The following is a 21,781-nucleotide window of genomic DNA, read 5'->3' on the forward strand; positions in this document are numbered from 1 at the left end:
AAAAACCGGGGCGTGACAGGCACCATATCCAAGTAGCATTAGGGCAGTGAGTGGGACGTAAGAACCGTCCCCACGTCCTCACCTATGAAGTGGTCTGGAAAGGCCCGTCAAAGAAGGTAAAAAACCCTCTAGTTGGAACTCATAGCCATTTAATGGTGTGTTATACTTACTGAGAACATACATAAAAAATAGATTTTTAAGTTAAGATGATAAGTATCATATGTAAATTTCATTTAGGTAGGTGGTTCTCATTGAAAAGGACGATTCTTTATTTTCCAAGAATTGAAATTCCAGATGGTGAGTGGTTAAGAAATTCATTATTATATTGGGATGACATCAGCTCCATTGTTCCAGAAACTCCTGAATATAGTAATAATTCATTATCTCCGGAGCTTGATTATTTATTAAGTGTTGGTGAATACAGACCGCTTAATCCTGGAAAGCTACTCCAAACAGAAAAACTCAAAGAAGAGTTTGAAACTGAATTGACCTCAAAGCTAAGAGATTATTTATCTAATATCAAGATAGAAAAAAACAATTGGATTAACCATTCAAGTTCTTATCATATTTATAGGGATAAACTTACCTACAAGATGATTCAGTTATTAAAAAATGAAGGAGTTCTATCTGAGGGTAATTCGGAAGAATGGGTCTCGGTTGAGGAACAAGTTGGTTACCTTTATATGTCACTTTTAGCAAAATATTTAGCTAAGATAGATAAAAATCATACTGTTATTGGAACCGACCAAGCAGGCTATTATAATTTTACATACCCTACAATATCAAGTTCTTCCACGGAAAACCATAAAGGTACACCAATTCTTAGTAACCAATTAAATAATATCTTACCTACACCAGTTGGAGATGTCCCATTTGAAGAGATAGTTGACTTTAAAAAGAGGCATAGAGATGAATTATTACAGTTTCGAACCATTATAAGTGAATTTGAAAATGAAATTGGACTATCAGAGTCCTTTCATGAGGTGAAAGAAAAGGTTGTTACATACAAAGAAAAGATTGAGTTCGGAACTAATGAAGTAGCTAAAGCATTGCGTGGATCACAGATTAAATTTATATTTTCTTCCCTTTATTCGCTTGTAAATACACAAACACCCAATTTGTTAACCGACCTCCTAACTCCTTTAGATACTAAACTACCGATTGATACAACTACAATTGGAGCTGGTCTTACAGGAAGTATAGTTATTGGTGGTGCATATTTAAAAAATAGAGAAAACCTTATGGATAGACTTTCAAATAATGCCTTTGTATATCTCTATCATGCTAACAAACAAGGAATTGTCTCCAACTCCTAATTTGGGATAAATCTAAATGGTCATTTCCGTATGATGTCCAATAAGTCGGTTGATTAGGGTATCTTTGCCTTGAAGGGTGAGTTACCCTAAACTACCAATACTTCCCTAGATATGGAAGTAACTTAGAATGAAATCGCTCACTTTTGAGGCATCACTCTAGCTCAAATAACTTGATACACCTGTAAGCCCAGCAATTTAACAAAATTGATGCACAGCCACCGAAACTTGGTTAAAAGATGCATAGAGCAATGCCCCTACACGTCCCTCTCCCTTGATTTAGACCCCGGAATGGGACCTGAGAACCGTCTCCATGTCCTTTTTAAAAAGCAGAAAATTTATGTATAGAAATAAAGCGGAAAGCCCTAAGCCTAATTCCTCGGTAAAATTGGATGGTTAGGCTATTTCAATTCAATATCTCTAAGGTTTTTCTATTTTTAAATGCGTTGACAGCAAGTGGTAAATTCCATTGCAACTGATGGTACAAACTATGGCAGAGATGGTACATTCTTGTGGCTGTAATCAGCTAGCGTCCCCACCCCACAAAAGACGCGTGATAAAGAATAAGAAATACAAAAAGGAGCGCTTCTCGTTGTCTAATAACAAAAAGCACCCCTCCTCTAATAATTCAACCCTGAGCTTATAATAAGACTCAGGTATATAACAACATATCATCTACAAATCTCGACAAAACTCGGGTGGTGACAGAAGGCACTGTTCCCAAACTAAGACAAAGATTAATATAAACCTAGAGAACACCCTACTAATATAAATCTCTACAAATTTCATGGCACCTGCCTAGAAAACAACAAGGCAAATTATACCAAATCGGAAAATACCTGTAACTGTCCCGGCTCTTTCTTACTTCTCCTTGATTTGTTATCCAGAACCAGAGCCTTAAAAGGATGCACAGAGCCGTCCCCCCTACACATCTCTCTCCCTCATTTAGACCCCAAGATGAGGCTTGAGAACCGTCCACAGGTCCTTCTCAAGATAGCCCTCAAGCCCTTTCAAACCAACGCTAGAAACTTGAACAGTCATAATAAAAGCATCCAACCCTATTAAATTTTAAAATCGGATCATGAATGATGTTTTGAGGGAGCATCTGCCCCTTCAACGTATTTGCGGTAACTTTCTTTTTGTGGTTCAGGAAAATGAGATAGAATTTTACTGGTGGTAATATGAGGATTTAAGTCATTTGAGATATAAGCAGAATAACTGCTCCATGTGTAATCATGAGGGTTTTTGACCATATTTGCTTCGACAGGATTTAAATGAATATATCGACTCACTTCTAAAAAGTATTCTGCTGTTTCAATAATTTCAGCACCATACCGACCTTGAAACACATGGCCAACAAGGTGATGACGCTTATTAAAATGCATCGCATATTGAGAATTAAGCATCTTCATGATTTCTTTAGGATGGTGATGGATGGTTTCGATTTGAAGATGGAGGTGGTTTGTCATGAGGCAATAAGAATGAAGTTGAAATGGAAAGTAGTTGCGGACTTCTTCCAATATTTCTAAATAAGCTTGATGATCAAAATCATCGTAAAAAATTGCTGCCCTTCGATTTCCTCGGCTCGTAATATGGTATTTGGCACCCGGGTACCAAATTCGGTGTTTTCTAGACAATCCCATGTCACACCTTTCTATGGTATCTGTACTATAATCCATTCGACAAATTCTGCCCTACTCCTGCCTATTTCTAAAATTTTATTAAAACAAACACCCGCTCATTAGCAGAAAACTCCCACAAAAACACCGAGCGGGGGTCTGACTCACGACTACTCATTCCACATCATCCGTAGGATCATAAATGGTTAGCTTCATCTGGAAACCTTCGTACGTCATAAGCATCTTCCCCACTTCTTCCCATGTAAATGGCTTTCCATCAATAATAACAATTGGAGTGCCATCAGAAGTTTCGTCATACTCAATAAGACCTTTGATTTGATCATTTAAAATGTCATTGTATGCTTGTCCATTAGGGAAGAATTTTGTTTCAACCTGTTGCTCTCCCGTACCTTTTCTTGTTTTTTCTATTAATTTATAAAGCATTTCTTGCTGATTACTGTTCAATTCTCCATGTACAGCAAATTTATAGCCAAATTCTACGTTTTCCGTGGCTTCCAAGAGAATCCCGTTTGGATGTACCCGCCTTTCTACATAAAAGGTACGACTCACGCCTTGATAATCCTTCACAGAAAAGATTTCTATAAGCTGCTCTAGGTCTACTTCAAGCTCCTCTGCCATAAGTTCATTATAACAATGGATACATAAATACGTGCTTTTCTCGTCCATCTGGAAACGAACTTTCGCCTTATTCAAATCACAACGCTCACACCGGTTCATCTATTCACCTCCATTTTTTCTTCTATTTTATCATAGCTACAGACCGCTCAATACATCGTTTTCATTTATTCTGTCTTGCTTTCCTTGCTAATTTTTAAAAAGAAGCCTACCCACAAACAGCAATTTCATTCATGAGCGGGGTCTGGAACCCAAGTCTTTATTTAGACCATATTTTTGTGTATAATGAACTCAGAAAGTATATAAAATAGAAATTGACCGAGCACGGTAATGCTCAGTCAACACAACTACATGCCGCAGGAAGAGCGGCTGACCTAGAAAAACTAAAAAGTGTATTGAAAAAAGTAACAACCCTTTATCCTTTGGTCGGGCTTAGGGCGGTTACTTTTTTCTATTTGCAACAATCATTATGATCACTGTTATCATTCCAATTAACACTAAATTAGATTGAAATGCTACAGACATTGCTTCATACGTTGTCATATTCCCACCTCCCTTCATTCGGGAGATGGTCAACCGCCCATCCGCTTTATGTAGTTGCTACTATGATTGTAGCGCCTACATATGCAAAAATCTATTAAAATACAATCTTAATCCCAACATATTTTGACAAAAAATCTAGCCCGGAAAAGACCAACGCTAAAACCATTAAACTACCATTCTTCTGGATAGCGCCTGGCAACCAGGCTTTTTCTTGAATGCCTAGATTTGGGAATTCTAGAAGACGAACACCAAATCCATGAATAATTATTTTTTCTAAATATTTATCCTGAAATTTAGCGCGTAATATGTAAAGAAAACTCTATGAAAATCAGAAACAAAAAACTAAGGAAACAGTCACCATTTCCCCAGCTGTTTCCTTTTTTTAAAACCAGTACTTTAACACATTAACGCTTTCCACTTTAGCTGAGTGGGGGTCTGACCCCAAATTTCCGAATTTATAACTGTTACTTTCAAGATCGCAACGCACAGGCACCATAGATATTTACAAGTCAAAAAGTCTAGATAAAAATGAACGTGGAGGTTTAGGGATATACACTTCTATTAGCGTTTTACCTAGTATCTCTTCCATCGAAACAAGTACATACTCTGCGTGTTGTGAGAACTCAGCGTTAGGATTTTCAGAACATATACAAGTATCTTTGTCATGCATCCTAAGGATATAAACCGGTCCAATCTCAATAGACGGCACCACTTTATATAAAATTTGATCCTTGATAAAAAAATTGTTTATCCATGTGAATAACGGAGAGGTTATTAGAAGAAAAATGAAAAAGACTACAGTTCCCAACCCTAATGCAGCTCCTATCTCAGTGCTCTCTATTTGAATATTGTTGAACCTATTCAAAATAAAAAAAAGATAAAAATAGGCAACTAGGACAGCCATTATAAATGAAAATAGGAATGTATTAAAGTACCTAACCTTTATCTTCTGTTCATCTATAAAAAATGTTCTCCCTAATTTACTTTTTAAATTAAGTGCATTAATTGGAATAAATACACCAGCTAAAGTAATGAATAAAGGAATTATTACAGTTAGGGCCTTCATTATAGTATCCTCCTAAAAAGTAGCACTATTAATATGTGCTTTTAGAACCTTTTATTCAAAAATAAAAATATTTAAGTTTACTTTCTTTCGGGTGGTGACAGTGGATTGCACCCACAATCTAACATATCATTCTACAAATCTCGACAAAAATCGGGTGGTGACAGGCACCTGAATGAAGTACCGTTCTAAAAAACACTTGAATATTTCCTGTTAATGTTTTAAATCCAGTATAGATACACATGATAAATCAAGATTTATTAGTTGCATTATATCAGTTGCATAGTCTTTATAAAATTTTTCCGTAAACCCCATTACACACGAACCCCGGACGATAAAGGATTCTTTCAGCAGTGATTGAAATAACAAACTTCTACAAATTTTTCGGATGGTGAGGATTCATGCTACCTTTGTCGAAGAAAAATATTTTGCGTATGACAAGCATCTTCTTTATTCTCAATAAATGTTTAGTATGATTAGAGTAATCCATTCATATCTTTCTAATAATTTTTATGTACTTGAATAAGCTGAATATTAGACCCTTAACCAAATACCAAATCTGAATATATGTGCCTTAATCGTTTATGTGAAGTATTGTCATCAGACTTGAGGAGGGATGTTTTTTGGAGGAACAGGAGAATATCCTAGTCGGTTTTTTGTGGGGAACTTCTTTGAGTATACCATTATGGATTGCATTATTTGGTTGGATAAAGTTATTAATAAACTTCTTTTAGTACAAAGCCTTACCTGGTAATGTCTCTTTTCAGTAACCTTTATCCTTTTATGAATTCTTCCTATTGCTGATATTCCGCTAAGGCATTAATAAGATTCATAATGCAATATACCCCCACAATCACCTTCCCTGATTTCACTCTATTATGGGACATGAGGACCTTCACCAAGTATCCCCAATAAAAATTGTAGTCGCCTCATTACTTATGACTAAGACTCTCCCTTCTGGTATAAATAAACCTTATACCTTCTACATTGATTACCTAAACCATACCTTTAGATCTGTCTGAATTTGGTGCTTCTCTTCTAATAGGGCTATACTCTTTATGATAAATTGAAATTCTACTATTCCCATATTTGTATAAACATAAAAAAACAAGAGACAAAAACATTTAGATTTTGTCCCTTGATAACCTCAAGCTATTTACTTCACCTTATAATACTCCACATACCAATCCGCAAACTGCTGCAATCCTTCCTCAATAGAAGTCGTAGGTTTAAATCCAACTGCCTTTTGCAATTGATCTGTCGAAGCATAAGTAGCCGGTACATCACCAGGTTTAATCGGCTCAAATACCTTCTCAAACTGTACTTCTCTTCCTAAAGAATTACTTAAGGCTTTCTCTAATGTCTCAATAAATACCATCAACTTCTCAGGATTGTTATTTCCTATGTTAAAAACCTTATGAGGTACCGTCTTTCCTCCTGTAGGAGGGTTGCTCAGAAGGCGTTCAATTCCCTCTACGATGTCATCAATATAAGTGAAGTCACGGTATAAGTCGTTCTCAAAATCGCCGTTATTAAAAATCTTAATCGATTCCCTATTAAAGTACTTATCCGTAAATCCGAAATAAGCCATATCTGGTCTTCCCATTGGTCCATAGACCGTAAAGAAGCGAAGACCAGTCGCTGGAAACTTATAAAGATGACTATAAGTATAAGCCATTAACTCATTGGACTTCTTTGTTGAAGCATATAAAGACACAGGCGTATCAACAAAGTCGGACTCTTCAAATGGTACTTTTTTATTTGCTCCATATACCGAACTAGATGAAGCATAAACAAGGTGATCGACTGGGTAATGTCTACAAGCTTCAAGGATATTATAGAAGCCAATTACATTGCTTTGAATATAAACATCTGGGTTTTCAATGGAATAGCGTACACCTGCTTGTGCAGCTAGATTGACTACAATATTAGGCTTATACTTTTCAAATACATTCGTGACAGCCTCTTTATTTGAAATATCCCCTTCAATAAAAGTAAAGTTATCCAAAGGCTTCAACTGATCTAGACGATTATACTTAAGATTCACATCATAGTAATCATTTAAATTATCAATTCCTATAACCTTGCATCCTTGCTCTAGCAACTTCTTAGATAAATAGAATCCGATAAACCCTGCTGCTCCAGTAATGAAGTAGGTTTTATTAGTATCCAACTGGTTGTAGGTCTGTGTCAATATGGCCAAACTCCTTTGCTTCCTTTTTACTTGTAGGGATAGCTACTTTTCTTCCAACAGAGTGATATTCAACACCAGCTTCACCCATCTCATCAACTTTATAAATATTTCGTCCATCAAAAACCAAGGAAGTTCTCATTAACTTCTTATAAGTCTCTGGAGTAACTGCTTTTACTTCGCCCCATTCAGTAAAGATAAAGCATACATTCGCATTTTTTAACGCATCTTCTGGACTAGATACATAGGTAATGCTTCCTTTTCCATTCTTTCCTTCTGGATAAACTTTAGCAAAGTTTTCAGCACCAACTGGATCAAAAGCATAAATGTCTGCACCTTGTTCTAATAATAAAGGTACATTTTCTAAAGAAGCAGCTTCCCTTAAATCATCTGTACCAGGCTTAAAGGTTAATCCCAGTACGGCAACTTTAAGGCCATTAAAAGTGATTAATCTCTTACTAGCTTTCTTATATAACAAAGTCTTTTGTTCGTTGTTCACATTAATTGCAGCTGTAACCGTTTTAAGCTCATACCCATTCTGTTTAGCAATATATTCAAGTGCCTTGGTATCCTTAGGGAAGCAAGAACCACCATATCCAATTCCCGCATTTAAAAATTTTCTTCCAATCCGTTCATCAAAGCTCATCCCTCTTGCGACATCCTGTATATCTGCACCTACTAATTCGCATAAGTTCGCGATATCATTCATATAAGATATTTTTAGAGCAAGAAAATCATTAGAAGCATACTTAATCATTTCTGCTGATCTTCTATTAACAGAAACGATTGGTAAATGGAAGGGTTCATAGATATTCATTAACAGTTCTTCTGCCCACTTACTTTCCGTTCCGATGATGACTCTTTCTGCATACAAGGTATCATGTACCGCAGAACCCTGCGCTAGGAATTCAGGGTTTGAGGCTACTTCCACTCTTACATCATTGACTAAGAAGTCATTAATAAACTGTTCTACTTTATCATTCGTGCCAACCGGAACAGTAGATTTAACAACAACTAGACAGTCCTTCTCTACGGACTCCGCAATTTGTCTAGCAACCGTTGCAATATATGAAAGGTTGGCAGAACCATCTGGTTGTTCTGGAGTCCCTACACCGATGAAAATTGCGTCTGCGTCTTTATATGCTGATTGATAATCAATTGTATAATCTAGTCTGCCCTCCGCATAATTCTTTTGCATTAACTCTTCTAATCCTTCTTCATAGATTGGAGAGATACCAGACTTCATTACATTTACTTTATTTCTATCAATATCAACACATGTTACTTGATGGCCTTTTTCAGCAAAACATACACCTGCTACTAAGCCTACATAGCCTGTTCCTGCTACTGCTATTTTGTACATAGTATCGACTTCCCTTTTATTAAATTACAATATATAAACTCTCACCATTTATTTTCTACTATTCAAAAATAGCAAATTTTATTCAAACAATTAAATGCCCAATATAATCATTTTACAATACTTCTTTTGAAATTGTAGTACCATTTTATTTCCAAATAAAAAAGACCCGACAAGTCTTGTTAGCCGAATCCTTCATAATAATATCTTACCTATTTAATTTATATTGGTTTTCAAAATAATTTTGATAATCACCGCTAATAATTTGCTCCCACCATTCTTTGTTATCAAGGTACCATTGAATTGTTTGAGCTATTCCTGTTTCAAAGGTATAAGTTGGTTTCCAACCTAATTGTTCTAATTTAGCTGGGTCTATAGCATAGCGTTTATCATGCCCAAGACGGTCCTTTACAAACTCTATTAAATCCTCTGACTTCCCTAATGTACTAATAATTGTCTTTACTACCTCTAAATTTGTCCGTTCATTATGTCCACCAACATTATAAACCTCACCGTTCAAACCCTCATGTAGTACAAGATCAATTGCAGAACAATGATCAATAACATGTAACCAATCACGAATGTTCTTTCCATCACCATATACTGGAACCTTTTCATCATTTAGTACACGTGATATCGTTAATGGAATTAATTTTTCAGGAAAGTGATAAGGACCATAGTTATTTGAGCAGCGTGTTATATTGATTGGCAAGTTATAGGTTTCATGATAAGCACGGACTAATAGATCAGAAGCTGCTTTACTTGCACTATATGGACTGTTGGGTTGTAGCGGAGTTTCTTCAGTAAAAAATGTCGTCGGGTCAAAGTCTAGTTCACCATAAACTTCATCGGTTGATACATGGACAAATTTTGTAACTCCTACATGCTTTGAAGCGTCTAACAACACTTGAGTTCCAAGTACATTAGTTTGAACGAATACTCCCGGGTCTGTAATAGAACGATCAACGTGGCTTTCTGCTGCAAAGTGAACTACATAATCGAACTTCACTTTTTCAAAAAGAGGTATTATTGTATCACGATTTGCAATATCTGCTTTAATAAAATGATAGTTTTCCATTGTTTCATTATCACGATGTTTGGTTAAATCCCCAGCATATGTTAATAAATCCAAATTATATATATCATAATCAGGATATTTCGAAACCATATATTGGACAAAATTTCCACCAATAAATCCTGCGCCACCCGTTACAAGTACTTTCTTCTTTGACATCTATTTCACCTCTTGTGTTAATTGTTTCAGGTATCGCTCTACTGCATTTTGCCATTCAGGTAATGAGTTAAAGCCATTTTCAACAAGTTTTTGTTTTGACATTCGTGAATTCTTTGGCCGCACAGCTCGTGTAGGGTATTCCTCTGTTGAAATAGAATTCACTTTCACTTTAATTTTTGCTTGTCTAAATACCTCTTGAGCAAAATCTGCCCAACTGCAAAAACCTTCATTGGATGCATGGTAGATTCCGTATTTATCAGTTTTAATCATATCAATTAGTAATTTTGCTAAATCTGATGTATATGTAGGTGAACCAAACTGATCACCTACAACATTCAATTCATCCCTAGTTTCTGCTAACCTTAGCATTGTTTTAACAAAGTTGTTACCATTGATTCCAAAAACCCAAGATATACGGATAATAAACCATTTATCCAATAGTTGTTTTACTGCATCTTCACCTTCTAACTTCGTTCTCCCATAGTATCCTATTGGACTCGTTTCATCAGTTTCCTGAAATGGCGTTTGTCCTTCTCCATTAAATACATAATCTGTACTAATATACATAAATTTAGAATTTATTTCTCTAGCTACTTCAGCTAAATTACTTGTACCATTAACATTGACACGTTGGCATGTAATCTTATTTTCTTCTGCCTTATCAACAGCTGTATATGCTGCGCAATGGATAATCGCATCTGGTTTCTCTTTTTTAACATACTGAAACACTGCCTCTTTATTCGTTATATCTAAATCCTTTGATCCTATTCCTACCATAATTAAACCTAGTTGCAGTCCTTGGTGAACAACATCATAACCAAGTTGGCCTGTGTATCCTGTTACTAAAACTTTCATAACACTTCCCCGTAAAAGAAATTATTTTCAGCATCTTTTAGTAGGGGCGCCTTTTCATCTTTTTCTGATAATATTGGCTTTATATTTATTGGCCATTCAATTCCAATTTCAGGATCATTCCAAATGATACCTCTGTCACATTCAGGTGCATAAAGCTCGTCTACTTTATATTGAACTTCTACATCTTCAGTTAAAGTCATAAATCCATGTGCAAATCCTTTTGGAATTAATAATTGTTTTTTATTTTCTGCAGTTAATTCTAATCCAAACCACTTTCCAAATGTTGAACTAGCCTTTCTAATATCAATTGCAACATCATAAATTGCTCCCTTAGTACAACGTACTAACTTAGTCTGTGCTCTCGGGTTTAATTGATAATGCAATCCTCTTAGAGTTCCTTTAGCCGCGGAAAAAGATTGATTATCCTGAACAAAATTTACATCTATTCCTGCTTTTAAAAAATTCGACTCATTATGCGTTTCCATAAACCAACCACGATAATCCCCAAAAACCTTTGGTTCTACAACGACAACCCCATCCAAATGGGTTTTAATAAATTTCACCCTTCAAATCACCTCTACATTTACTAATATTGTATTTCACCATTTGCAACTTTCATTAAATATTGGCCATAACCAGTTTTACCAAGTTTTTCACCACTTTCCCATAATTGCTCCTTAGTAATCCAACCATTTATAAAAGCAATTTCCTCAGGGGCAGCAATCTTAATGCCTTGATGTTCCTCAACTGTCTTAACAAAATTTGTTGCTTCAACTAAACTTTGATGTGTACCAGTATCTAACCACGTAAAACCTCTACCTAATAACTCCACTTCTAATTCTCCTGTTTTTAAATAAGCCTCATTTATTGAGGTTATTTCTAGTTCACCTCGGACAGAGGGTTTGACATTTTTAGCTATATCAACTACATGATTGTCATAAAAATATAATCCAGTAATAGCATAATTAGACTTTGGTTTTTCTGGTTTTTCTTCAACACTAGTTACTTTACCATTCTCATTAAACTCTACCACTCCAAACCGTTGTGGATCTTGTACATGATATCCAAAGACAGTCGCACCACTTACCTTATCTGCAGCACGACGGAGTATTTTCCTCATACCATTACCATAATAAATATTATCTCCTAAGATCATGGCAACTGATTCATTTCCAATAAACTCTTCACCAATTAAAAAAGCCTGAGCTAATCCATCAGGGCTTGGTTGAACTTTGTATTCTAGATTTAACCCAAATTGTGAACCGTTACCCAATAGTGCCTCAAAGCGCGGAGTATCTTCTGGGGTAGAAATAATTAAGATATCCTTTATTCCTGCAAGCATTAAAGTTGAAAGCGGATAAAAAACCATTGGTTTATCATAAACAGGGAGTAATTGTTTACTAGTGACCATCGTTAAAGGATACAGCCTAGTACCACTACCTCCTGCTAGAATAATTCCTTTCATCTATTGATTGCCCCTTTCTATATGTTTATCTACATGTTAAAAATCTTCTTGTTATTAAGGTAATAATAATTACAAATTCCAATAACTTAAAGTTTAAGGCCAATATATACATATATCTAACCTATAACTAATTGTTTAATGTTCTTAAACATTTCTTTAATATCCTTTTTCTTTATAAATATATAAAAACTGAGAGCAAGTAAATAGAGAGCAGCTCCAAACCAAGAATACATAAACCAACCTATTAGTATAAATATTAAAGACATAAAAAATTCTAATAAAATGTCTTTATATACTGTTACGTTAATTATCCTAGATAAAAACACCTCTGCTAAAGCACTACGAAAGGCTAATAGTACAACAATTGATACAACAGATAATAATAGGTTTTTAAAAACAATAACTAACAAGAGAGTAAGTATGATACTCAGCAACACAGATACCAAATTAATAAGAAGCATCAACCTCTCTTTGCGCAAAGTTTTCATATAGGTATTAATTAATAATGCCATCTTACCTTCATATACACACATAGGAAAAAGAAGTGCCATATAAAGCAGACTATCAGCATATTGCGGTAACCATGCTAATAAAAAAGCCTTCAACGGATAGTACGAAATAAGTAAACCAAACAAAAAGACCATCAACAATGTTCTCATCGTTATATATACATTGGGAAGTTTATCTTCACTAGTTCGTCTTAAAACCGGAAACATTATAATACCTATTGCGTTCACAAATACCATCATAAGATTAGAAATACTCAGAGTTAATGATACTTTGCCAAAAGTTGAAACATCCCATGTCCGTTCAATTCCAAAACGAACTATACCTATAATAAGCATGCTGGCAATATTAGCAAGCATAAGTTTGAGTCCCACACTAACATTTCTTGCAGTTTCTCTATAATTAAAATAGAAATTTGATATCTTTTTAAACACTATATCCTTACAGCAATATACTGAGTATAATAATGTTATTAATTTTCCGGCAATATCTGCAATAATTAAAATTTTATATTCCCTGGTACCAACTAATAAAAAAAGTACAATTAGGAAACAATACAGGAATTTTTCCATCATTACTATTTGTGCATATTCTTTGATTCTATTAGTACACTGTAAGATATAAATTAACATTAGTCTTACATTTACAATCAACATGCAAATTACAGTCATCAGGAGAATAAATCGCATATTATTATCGGATATATTAAAGGTATATGAACCCCCAATTATAACACTACCTATTAATAACTGGAAAATAAATAACATCCAAAACTGGGAAAAAAACAAATCCTTATTTAAATCACTATAATCTTTTCCCCCATACCTAAGGTAAATGCCATCGTTCCAACCAAAATGCATAAAACCAATATAAGCAGAATAAAATAAATATATTTGCCAAAAACCATATTCCTCTACCCCTATCAACTTTGGTACGACTAAAATTACAATTGTTGATATAATCATCGATATTAAATTTGACGAGAGAGTATATGAAAAGTTTTTCATGAAAGTAATAGCCTTATTATTCAATGCTAGCCCCTCTAATAAAAAAATCCGAATTATAAGTTTCTTAAACCTCTTTAAGCACGAGTTTCAAAATAAATGTAAATAATTATATTTTAAAGAATCTACTAAACCAAACATCAATATCGTATTTTAATAAAATACTTTCATCTATTTTATGATACTCTTTTTCAAGAAAACGTGGGAGTTCTGAAAGATTGTCAACTCCTAAAATAAAAATATTATCATTATGATAGAAATCCCTTTTAGATATACTTTTGTCATTGGTAATGAGTTTTTTTGAGAAAAATAACGCCTCCAAAGGTCGTAATGTCAGGCCCGATTGGTCCTTAGATACAATATCTAGTATACATTTACTTTTCGCAATGTAATCTAATATTTCCTCATAGGATATTTTACCCTTATATTTATAGTTTATATCTTTCGAATTCGAAGAACGTCCACTTTTGGTAATATGAAAGTTTGTTTTCAACCCAATCTTATTAACCTTTTTTTCCAATTCTAGTATATACTTTAATCTTCCTTTATCTTTACCAACGAAGAATATGTCAGTATCTATTTTTTTATTATTCAAATAAATACTTTTTGAATAATATTGTGTGTTATAGAATAAACCATATTTTTTACAGTCATCTTCATCGAAAGACCATATTTCACAATTATATTTTAAATATTCCTTTATATTAATGCTCCTATTAACTGTATTCCAGTACCAAACAATAACCCTAATATTAGGATTCTGTCTATTAATATATTTTAAGACATTTGGGGAGATAAAATCATGAACAATAATAGTTGTATATTTATCTAGATCCTTCTTCCAGCCATTATATAAAAGGGACAAAAGCGGTAGGTTAAATCTTTCATACCTATTTCTTATATAATCAAATAACTTCGTGTTTAATTTATATACTACATCAACGTTAATATTTCTGTTCATTGCCTCTCTTGATAGAATAAATGATTTATCATTCCATAGAAATAATGTTTTTTGTTTATAATCATCACAATTTTTATTCAATTATCAGTACTCCCCCATTCAACTATATTATTACAAGTTACCGTCTGCCACATGCTAAGAATATTATAACTTGCTAATTAGTTTGAAATTGCTTTTGAAGCTTTCTTGCTTTTCTATATGTTATTAATTTAGAGGCCATTCTATAAATTGAGAATGGAGAGTTTTCATAAATAAACTTCATAATTTTGGCATTTCTATTTAATTTACCTTCAAGAAGTGAGTTTTTCCAAGGTGACTTATCAAGATATCCTAGGTATATATGAGCCATCGGGTGTGTACAACCTCTATTCCAAGGCCTATTAAAATAACCATTAGTAAAGTGTATAAAAACTGGTTCACTTATAGCATCATTTAATTGTTCCTGAGTATAATAAAACCTTAGATTATCTAATTTTTTTATCTGTTTTGCGCTAAAGTGAAACATTGGGCACTGCAAATTGTATTTTGGTTCTAAAATTAATACTCTGTCCTTACAAATTGCATTTAATGTGCCTTGGTCATGATGTGGAACACTCCCGTTATATTCATTTATAAAATTTATAAAACTGTCTTCTAAATTATCCATCCTCCACCTTTTTAAGTTCACTAATAAAAAGCCAGCATTAATATATCTATTAGAGTTAGATAATCCAATACTTTTTATATAAAAACTATTTACCGTATCCTGTACAGCTGCAATATAATAATCTGAAATGTCTTTCATCCATAAATCGTAAAATGAACCTGCCACAATTGAATCACAATCTAAATAAATAATTTTATCAATATCATTTATTTGTCCTAAAAAAAGTCTTCCATACGACATTTTAGAGAAAGAGTCATCAACAGTTAAATTTTGAGCTAGTCCTTTAAAGGATATAAACTTTAGATTTCTATTATATCTCTCCGATATTTCCTCCAAAGTTCTTTTACTTTTGTTGCTAATATCATTTTCAATTATATATACAAATATTTCACTAAATTCAACATTATTTTCAAAAAGAGAGATCATTGAAACCCCTAAATGTCTTACGTAATTTTCATCCGTGGAATATGCTATATTTAATCTCATTCCTTCATTCTCCTTGTATCTCTTGATAAAAGTTCTGTAACCATTTAGCATTAAGTTTAACATCATACCCCGCTTCAGAAATGGTTGTTGATGTACTTTGTCTTGTATATCTACTTCTATTAATAATCTCTTCTGCCCAAAAAGATGATGGTTTTGTTATAGAAATATAGTTTATAGCGCCTGTTATATTAACCTCTTTAGTAATATTATCAGCTATAATACATTGTAAACCACTTGCTTGGGCCTCAATTAGAGTTACAGGTAACCCTTCATATAATGATGGGAATACAAAAATATCCATGGTTTGAAATAATTCGGGAATATCCGTTCTTACCCCTGTAAATAATACATTTTCCGTTAATCCTAACATATCCACCTTTTTCATTATTGCGTTCTTTTTTGGCCCATCTCCAACTAAAATTAACACCGCATCTTTATTTTTTTTATATACTGATGAGAAAATATCAATTAGATACTCATGATTTTTTTGTTCATGAAATCTTCCAATATGCCCAATTACAAATTTATCTTTAATTCCTAGCTCTTCCCGCTTATATTCTCGTACTTTTTCATTATAATTGAATTTTTTAGTATCTATCGCATTGTTTAGCACATAAAAATTACCCATTTCGCAAGCTTTTTTGCCAAACAACCATAACCCTGCATATTTCGAACAAGCTAATAAATAATCAGCATTATACCTAATTGGGTACTGTAAAATACTCTTAACTAATGAAGGGAAGCCTTTTCCAGAGGAAGTGTTGTGACTATGAGCGATAGTTTTAAGCCCATACTTTTTTGCGATGCTTAAATATAAATATGCTGTACTTCTCATATGCCCATGGACAATTTTATATTGAGTATTTTGTCTAAAGAAGTTATGCCAAGCTTTTATATATTGTAAATGATTCTTACCTTTATACCTAGGAATAGTATATACGTTCCCACCCAAAGAGGTTATTTCATCTTCATAGTCACATTTCTTGTCGGTATGAATAATGAAGTCAAATTGTAAGTTTTCTCGGTCAATATTACGGTACAAGTTCATAATCATTGTTTCAGCACCGCCTCTATCCAATCCTCCTAACACGTGGAGCACTCTCATAGAAATCTTCAACTTCCTTTCGAATTTTTTTTCATTTCCCTAGTAATATTTTTTCCATACCTATATACTATTTTTAAAAATAATATTTTCGACATGAGCTAAAAACCTCTATATATGATCTACCTAAAAAAGCTATAGGGTACAATTCCATTAGGGTCAACAATAAGAGTAATATAATACTGTATTCCGGTTAATATTATTACAAGAATAAAACCTACAATTTTCAACTGTCTATCTTTAATTGATGAAATAACTTCCGGAATAAAGATTACCATAAACATCATAAAATAGGTTGTGACTCTGCTAAATGTTGTAAATTCCAGAGCCAGTATCTGAAATAATATTCCCAAATATAAAATATTATATAGTACAATTGCCCTTGGATTGCTTTTTATTACAGATTTACTAAAAACCAAACCTGCTACTAGCGTAAGCAACATTACAAGGAGTAAGGGTAAATCGCCTCCAGAATTAAGTTCATACTGCACTGTACTAAACCGATTTATTAAAAACACTAAAATTGGTTGAGAGAAAACATATAAACCCATAGCTAAAAAAACATAAATAACCGTATTTCTAAACGTCAATTTCATATTCCTAAAGAAATATGTTAGTAAAAATATTAATGCTGAAGCATGAAACAATGAGGCAATTGCCACCAAAACAAAAAATCTCTTAAAGTCATTTTTAACTAAATATTTAAATGAAACAAAAATCATTGCCATCGCAATAACTTGTCTAAGTATATTAAATACCAAAGCATACAAACCTATAGTTATAAATAAATATAAACTTAACCAAGGGATCTTTGATTCCTTTAAAATGGACCTAAAGAAAATCAACATTGGAATTGTTGCGAACACCATTAAAACTAATTGTCCACTTTCCACAAAAGATAGTAATTTATTTAGAAATAAGTATCCTACTTCCGATCTACTGTATTCAAAGTCCCAAAAAGGGAATGATTTACCTTTTTCAAATAAAGCAAGATAAGCATTTGTATCAGAACCAACGGTGTTTGATCTCAATACTAATAATAAAAGTAACTGTAAAAATATCAAAGAGTAAAAAACTCTCGACAACTTATTACTTAGTATTGCTAGTAAGGACCAAATCAGTAAAAACAGTAAATTTAGCCAATAAATTAACATAATTTTCCTACCTTTAATTTTTACAAAATTAATCATTTTAGATCTGATTCCATGATAATATAACGTCTATGTTTCCCCAATAAATAATCTTAACCCTTATAATGTTAAAAAGAAGTACTTGATACAGACTTTAGCCGCAAAATAGTCTCTAACCCCATTTTAGTAAGGTCCTAATTCAGAATCCTTATAATAAACATTTATTATAGCTCAACAACCTCTTTTGGACTTCCTTTAATAACAGTGTCTAATACTATCTTCTTATTAAATTAATGCTCAACCTTTTCTATTATTTCTAGACCATATTTGTTTACAATATATTACTTAATCATCGACGCTTAACTTTATTTGTGACCCGAATCAGATTTCTTTAAGTGGGTATTGCCTATTGAGAGGCTATTTAGCTTGAATAGCCTCACTGAGCATGGGTAATATTGGAAAACCTAATGTTAAAAACATTTTGCTTTTAGTTCACAAGCTTATGATATGGTGTTCCTTACTTCTGTCAAGACAATCCCTGAATAAAAGATAAAACATGATTAATTTTGGTTTAGTAAAATCTAGTAGGCCATTGAATTTATACTCATTATATTTGGAAGAGGTAGCGCGTAATTGTCCGATATTTAACCCCTATTAGAGTAAATTAGTCACAACTGATTTTTTGAAAGGTTAAAATCAAATTATTAATTTATTAGTTGACTTATCTTATTTATATATGCACTAACTACAAAATCTCGATTGAACTCGCGCTCTATTAATTCTCTAGAGTTTTTTCCCATTTTCTCCTTTATATCCAATGGTAGATTAATGAACATTTCTATCTTTTCTACTAAGCTACCACTATCTTTTGCATTAAAAGTATATCCATTTTCCCCATAAACAATCGTTTCCCTACAACCTGGTATATTAGAAGCTATTAGTACTCTGCCTAATGCGCCTGATTCTAGTAATACATTCGATATGCCCTCACCACCGTGGGATGGTTGAATGAGACAATGTGAGTCCTCAATGAAAGGCTTCACATCAGTTTGAAAGCCTAGATAATTTATATAACCCTTATCATGGTAATTATTTAGAATTTCTTGATAATGAAACTGTGTTTTCTCAACAAAACCAAGTACATTAAACTGTGTATTGGGGTAATTCTCCTTAATCTGTTTTGCGCATTCAAGGTATTCATCAATACCTTTATCTTTCATAATTCTCCCAATAAAGTTAAATGTTATTTTCCCCTCTTCCGGAAAGTTTTTAAATTTATACTCTTTTAGGTTGACTCCAGAACCAGGAATTAGTTCAGAGTTATTATCATGTACTATTTTTTCACTTTCAAAAAGTTTACGATCTGAGTCATTTTGGAAAAATACACAATATGAATTTTTTAAACTTATCTTATATAATATTGTTAAAGTACGTTTCATCAAAGATTCTTTAATGAATCCACTTCCTAAACCTGTTATATTATTAATATACGGTATGTTTAGTATTCGTCCAGCAAGGCTACCATATAGATTCGGTTTAATAGTATATGCAAGGATTACATCAGGTTTAAATTTCCTTAGTATTTTTATATAATGTATAAATAAACTTAGATCGTTTAATGGGTTTTTTCCTCTTCGATCCACTTCAGTTTCAACAAATTTACAGCCCCACTCAACTAAAGTCTGTACATATTCCCCATTAGGTACAGATATATAAACTTCATACCCTTCTTCAAGTAACCGTTTAATTATTTCTTTCCTAAGTTTATACAACCATATATCATTATTAACCAATATCATTATCTTTTTCATGTCAACCCCCTACCTAGCTCCACTACCAGTAATACAAACTTTTACTGTAATTAGTATAATTTTTATATCAAGGAAAATATTCATATTCTTTATATAGTATCTATCATATTCGAGTTTTTCCCTTGGAGTTATGTCATAACCTCCGTTTATTTGTGCCCAACCCGTTATTCCTGGCTTGACAGTTACCCGATCAATAAAACCTGGGATATCACGGTTAAACTGTGCAGTAAAAGTTGGCCTTTCTGGTCTTGGACCGATTAGGCTCATATCTCCCATTAGAACATTCCATAGTTGTGGAAGTTCGTCAATTCTAGTTTTACGTATAAAACTACCAATTTTCGTTACCCTTGGGTCGTTTTTTTGTGCCCACATCGCACCATTTTTTTCTGCATCTACACCCATAGAACGTAATTTTATAACATTGAAATATTTCCCGTTCAAACCAACCCTTTCTTGCTTAAAAAAAGCTGGACCTGGTGTTTCTAACCTTATTAATAAACCAACTACAAGAATTATTGGAAAGGTTAAAATTAGACCTACTAAGGAAAATAATATATCTGTAATTCTTTTTATAAATAAATACACAGTATAGATATTTCTTTGTTTCTCATAGTTTAATACCTTTGGTGTTGAAGCGTATTCTTGAAAAAAGTCTATATTCTCATATTTTGTTTTCATAAATATTACCCCTTCCAGACAATTAGGACTTAACAGTTATATTTTCTACTAATTGTTGTAAATACTCCAGAAGTTGATCTTTCATATCCCTGTTTTGCAATGCAAATTCAATCGTTGTTTTCACAAATCCAAACTTTTCTCCTACGTCATAGCGTTGACCTACAAAGTCATATGCAAAAACTCTCTGAATTTCATTTAATTTTTGAATCGCATCTGTTAATTGAATTTCTCCACCAGCACCTGTTTGTTGCTTTTCAAGAAACATAAATATTTCAGGTGTCAACACGTAACGTCCCATGATAGCCAGGTTAGAAGGTGCAGTACCCGAAGCTGGTTTTTCAACAAAGTTACTCACTTGATATCTTCTTCCATCTTTTGTAGCAGGATCAATGATCCCATAACGATGTGTTTCGTTATCACCAACTGTCTGCACACCAATAACAGAAGATAAAGTTTCTTCGAATTCATTAATAAGTTGGCGTAAGCATGGCGTATCACTTTGCACAATATCATCACCTAATAGAACAGCAAATGGCTCGTCCCCAATAAAGTTCCTTGCACACCATACAGCATGCCCTAATCCCATTGGTTCTTTCTGGCGGATATAATGAATATCTGCTAGATTAGTAGAATAACGCACTCTATCCAGAATGTCGTATTTCCCTTTTGATTCTAGGTTTTGCTCAAGCTCCGGAGCATAATCAAAATGGTCTTCAATTGCTCTTTTTCCTTTTCCCGTTACTATAATAATGTCTTCAATTCCTGATGCAACAGCCTCTTCTATAATGTACTGAATGGTTGGTTTATCCACAATTGGTAGCATTTCTTTCGGCATTGCTTTTGTTGCCGGTAAAAACCTTGTCCCTAACCCCGCTGCAGGGATAATCGCTTTACGAACCTTTTTCACTTTTCTTCCCCCATTATTTAAATTATTTCTATATCAACATATTTACAGTGGTATCCGCAAAAATAAATACCTAACGGAAGTACATATAAATAGTAGATATGTACCTCCATTAGATATTTATCATTTGGCTTATTATAGTAATGGGCATCGAACCCACCCTCACATCATACTCTTGACGACATAACGCGTCTAAGGCCTACACAAATGCATCCCACAGCATAATCGAGTGCCTCCGGTATAACGGGCAGGAGACATCGCCGGTCAGGAGAG

At 33.4% G+C, this 21,781-nt stretch carries 19 protein-coding genes; 1 reads left to right on the forward strand and 18 read right to left on the reverse strand.

What is annotated here, in order from left to right; all coding sequences use genetic code 11:
* The first annotated feature begins 251 nt into the window (after positions 1 to 251).
* Complete coding sequence (locus tag H0185_RS10985; RefSeq protein WP_221873536.1) at positions 252 to 1,316, forward strand: DUF6236 family protein; 1,065 nt, start codon at positions 252 to 254, stop codon at positions 1,314 to 1,316.
* A gap of 1,076 nt (positions 1,317 to 2,392) precedes the next feature.
* On the opposite strand, the gene H0185_RS10990 is transcribed toward H0185_RS10985, so the two are convergent.
* The 18 genes from H0185_RS10990 to galU all read right to left on the reverse strand — a co-directional run bounded on the left by H0185_RS10990 (position 2,393) and on the right by galU (position 21,511).
* Positions 2,393 to 2,950: a transposase gene (locus H0185_RS10990; protein WP_221873537.1), complete on the reverse strand. Its 558-nt coding sequence runs from the start codon at positions 2,948 to 2,950 to the stop codon at positions 2,393 to 2,395.
* A gap of 156 nt (positions 2,951 to 3,106) precedes the next feature.
* Positions 3,107 to 3,670, reverse strand: a complete 564-nt coding sequence (locus tag H0185_RS10995; protein WP_221873538.1) for a DUF7713 domain-containing protein — start codon at positions 3,668 to 3,670, stop codon at positions 3,107 to 3,109.
* Between the two features lie 339 nt (positions 3,671 to 4,009).
* Complete coding sequence (locus H0185_RS24470) at positions 4,010 to 4,111, reverse strand: putative holin-like toxin (RefSeq protein ID WP_343223136.1); 102 nt, start codon at positions 4,109 to 4,111, stop codon at positions 4,010 to 4,012.
* 502 nt (positions 4,112 to 4,613) lie between these two features.
* The gene (locus H0185_RS11000; RefSeq protein ID WP_221873539.1) at positions 4,614 to 5,177 is read right to left on the reverse strand and encodes a hypothetical protein; all 564 of its coding nucleotides are present in this window, start codon (positions 5,175 to 5,177) and stop codon (positions 4,614 to 4,616) included.
* Between the two features lie 1,153 nt (positions 5,178 to 6,330).
* The gene (locus H0185_RS11005) at positions 6,331 to 7,368 is read right to left on the reverse strand and encodes a GDP-mannose 4,6-dehydratase (protein ID WP_246629137.1); all 1,038 of its coding nucleotides are present in this window, start codon (positions 7,366 to 7,368) and stop codon (positions 6,331 to 6,333) included.
* A complete protein-coding gene (locus H0185_RS11010) occupies positions 7,337 to 8,728 on the reverse strand; it encodes a UDP-glucose dehydrogenase family protein (RefSeq protein ID WP_221873540.1) in 1,392 nt (463 codons plus the stop codon). Before H0185_RS11010 ends, H0185_RS11005 begins: the two co-directional genes overlap by 32 nt.
* Positions 8,729 to 8,933: 205 nt before the next feature.
* On the reverse strand, positions 8,934 to 9,959 hold the full coding sequence (gene rfbB / locus H0185_RS11015; RefSeq protein WP_221873541.1) for a dTDP-glucose 4,6-dehydratase: 1,026 nt from the start codon (positions 9,957 to 9,959) through the stop codon (positions 8,934 to 8,936).
* Positions 9,960 to 10,814, reverse strand: coding sequence for a dTDP-4-dehydrorhamnose reductase (rfbD, locus tag H0185_RS11020; protein ID WP_221873542.1), 855 nt, complete (start codon positions 10,812 to 10,814; stop codon positions 9,960 to 9,962). It abuts the gene before it with no gap.
* Positions 10,811 to 11,377, reverse strand: coding sequence for a dTDP-4-dehydrorhamnose 3,5-epimerase (rfbC, locus tag H0185_RS11025; protein WP_221873543.1), 567 nt, complete (start codon positions 11,375 to 11,377; stop codon positions 10,811 to 10,813). Before rfbC ends, rfbD begins: the two co-directional genes overlap by 4 nt.
* Positions 11,378 to 11,400: 23 nt before the next feature.
* Complete coding sequence (gene rfbA / locus H0185_RS11030; RefSeq protein WP_221873544.1) at positions 11,401 to 12,279, reverse strand: glucose-1-phosphate thymidylyltransferase RfbA; 879 nt, start codon at positions 12,277 to 12,279, stop codon at positions 11,401 to 11,403.
* Positions 12,280 to 12,395: 116 nt separating this feature from the next.
* Positions 12,396 to 13,817: an MATE family efflux transporter gene (locus H0185_RS11035; protein ID WP_221873545.1), complete on the reverse strand. Its 1,422-nt coding sequence runs from the start codon at positions 13,815 to 13,817 to the stop codon at positions 12,396 to 12,398.
* An 82-nt stretch (positions 13,818 to 13,899) separates the two neighbouring features.
* On the reverse strand, positions 13,900 to 14,832 hold the full coding sequence (locus H0185_RS11040) for a WaaS/CpsH family glycosyltransferase (RefSeq protein WP_221873546.1): 933 nt from the start codon (positions 14,830 to 14,832) through the stop codon (positions 13,900 to 13,902).
* Between the two features lie 73 nt (positions 14,833 to 14,905).
* A complete protein-coding gene (locus tag H0185_RS11045; protein ID WP_221873547.1) occupies positions 14,906 to 15,883 on the reverse strand; it encodes a glycosyltransferase family 8 protein in 978 nt (325 codons plus the stop codon).
* Between the two features lie 4 nt (positions 15,884 to 15,887).
* Positions 15,888 to 16,973: a glycosyltransferase family 1 protein gene (locus H0185_RS11050; protein ID WP_343223137.1), complete on the reverse strand. Its 1,086-nt coding sequence runs from the start codon at positions 16,971 to 16,973 to the stop codon at positions 15,888 to 15,890.
* Positions 16,974 to 17,107: 134 nt separating this feature from the next.
* The gene (locus tag H0185_RS11055; protein WP_221873548.1) at positions 17,108 to 18,139 is read right to left on the reverse strand and encodes an EpsG family protein; all 1,032 of its coding nucleotides are present in this window, start codon (positions 18,137 to 18,139) and stop codon (positions 17,108 to 17,110) included.
* A gap of 680 nt (positions 18,140 to 18,819) precedes the next feature.
* Positions 18,820 to 19,926: a glycosyltransferase family 4 protein gene (locus tag H0185_RS11060; protein WP_221873549.1), complete on the reverse strand. Its 1,107-nt coding sequence runs from the start codon at positions 19,924 to 19,926 to the stop codon at positions 18,820 to 18,822.
* A 9-nt stretch (positions 19,927 to 19,935) separates the two neighbouring features.
* Entirely contained in the window at positions 19,936 to 20,604 is a 669-nt protein-coding gene (locus tag H0185_RS11065; protein WP_221873550.1) for a sugar transferase, read from the reverse strand.
* A 22-nt stretch (positions 20,605 to 20,626) separates the two neighbouring features.
* Positions 20,627 to 21,511, reverse strand: coding sequence for a UTP--glucose-1-phosphate uridylyltransferase GalU (gene galU / locus H0185_RS11070; protein ID WP_221873551.1), 885 nt, complete (start codon positions 21,509 to 21,511; stop codon positions 20,627 to 20,629).
* Positions 21,512 to 21,781: the final 270 nt, after the last annotated feature.

This window comes from Mesobacillus maritimus (assembly GCF_019749255.1).
Classification (GTDB): domain Bacteria; phylum Bacillota; class Bacilli; order Bacillales; family Cytobacillaceae; genus Mesobacillus_B; species Mesobacillus_B maritimus_A.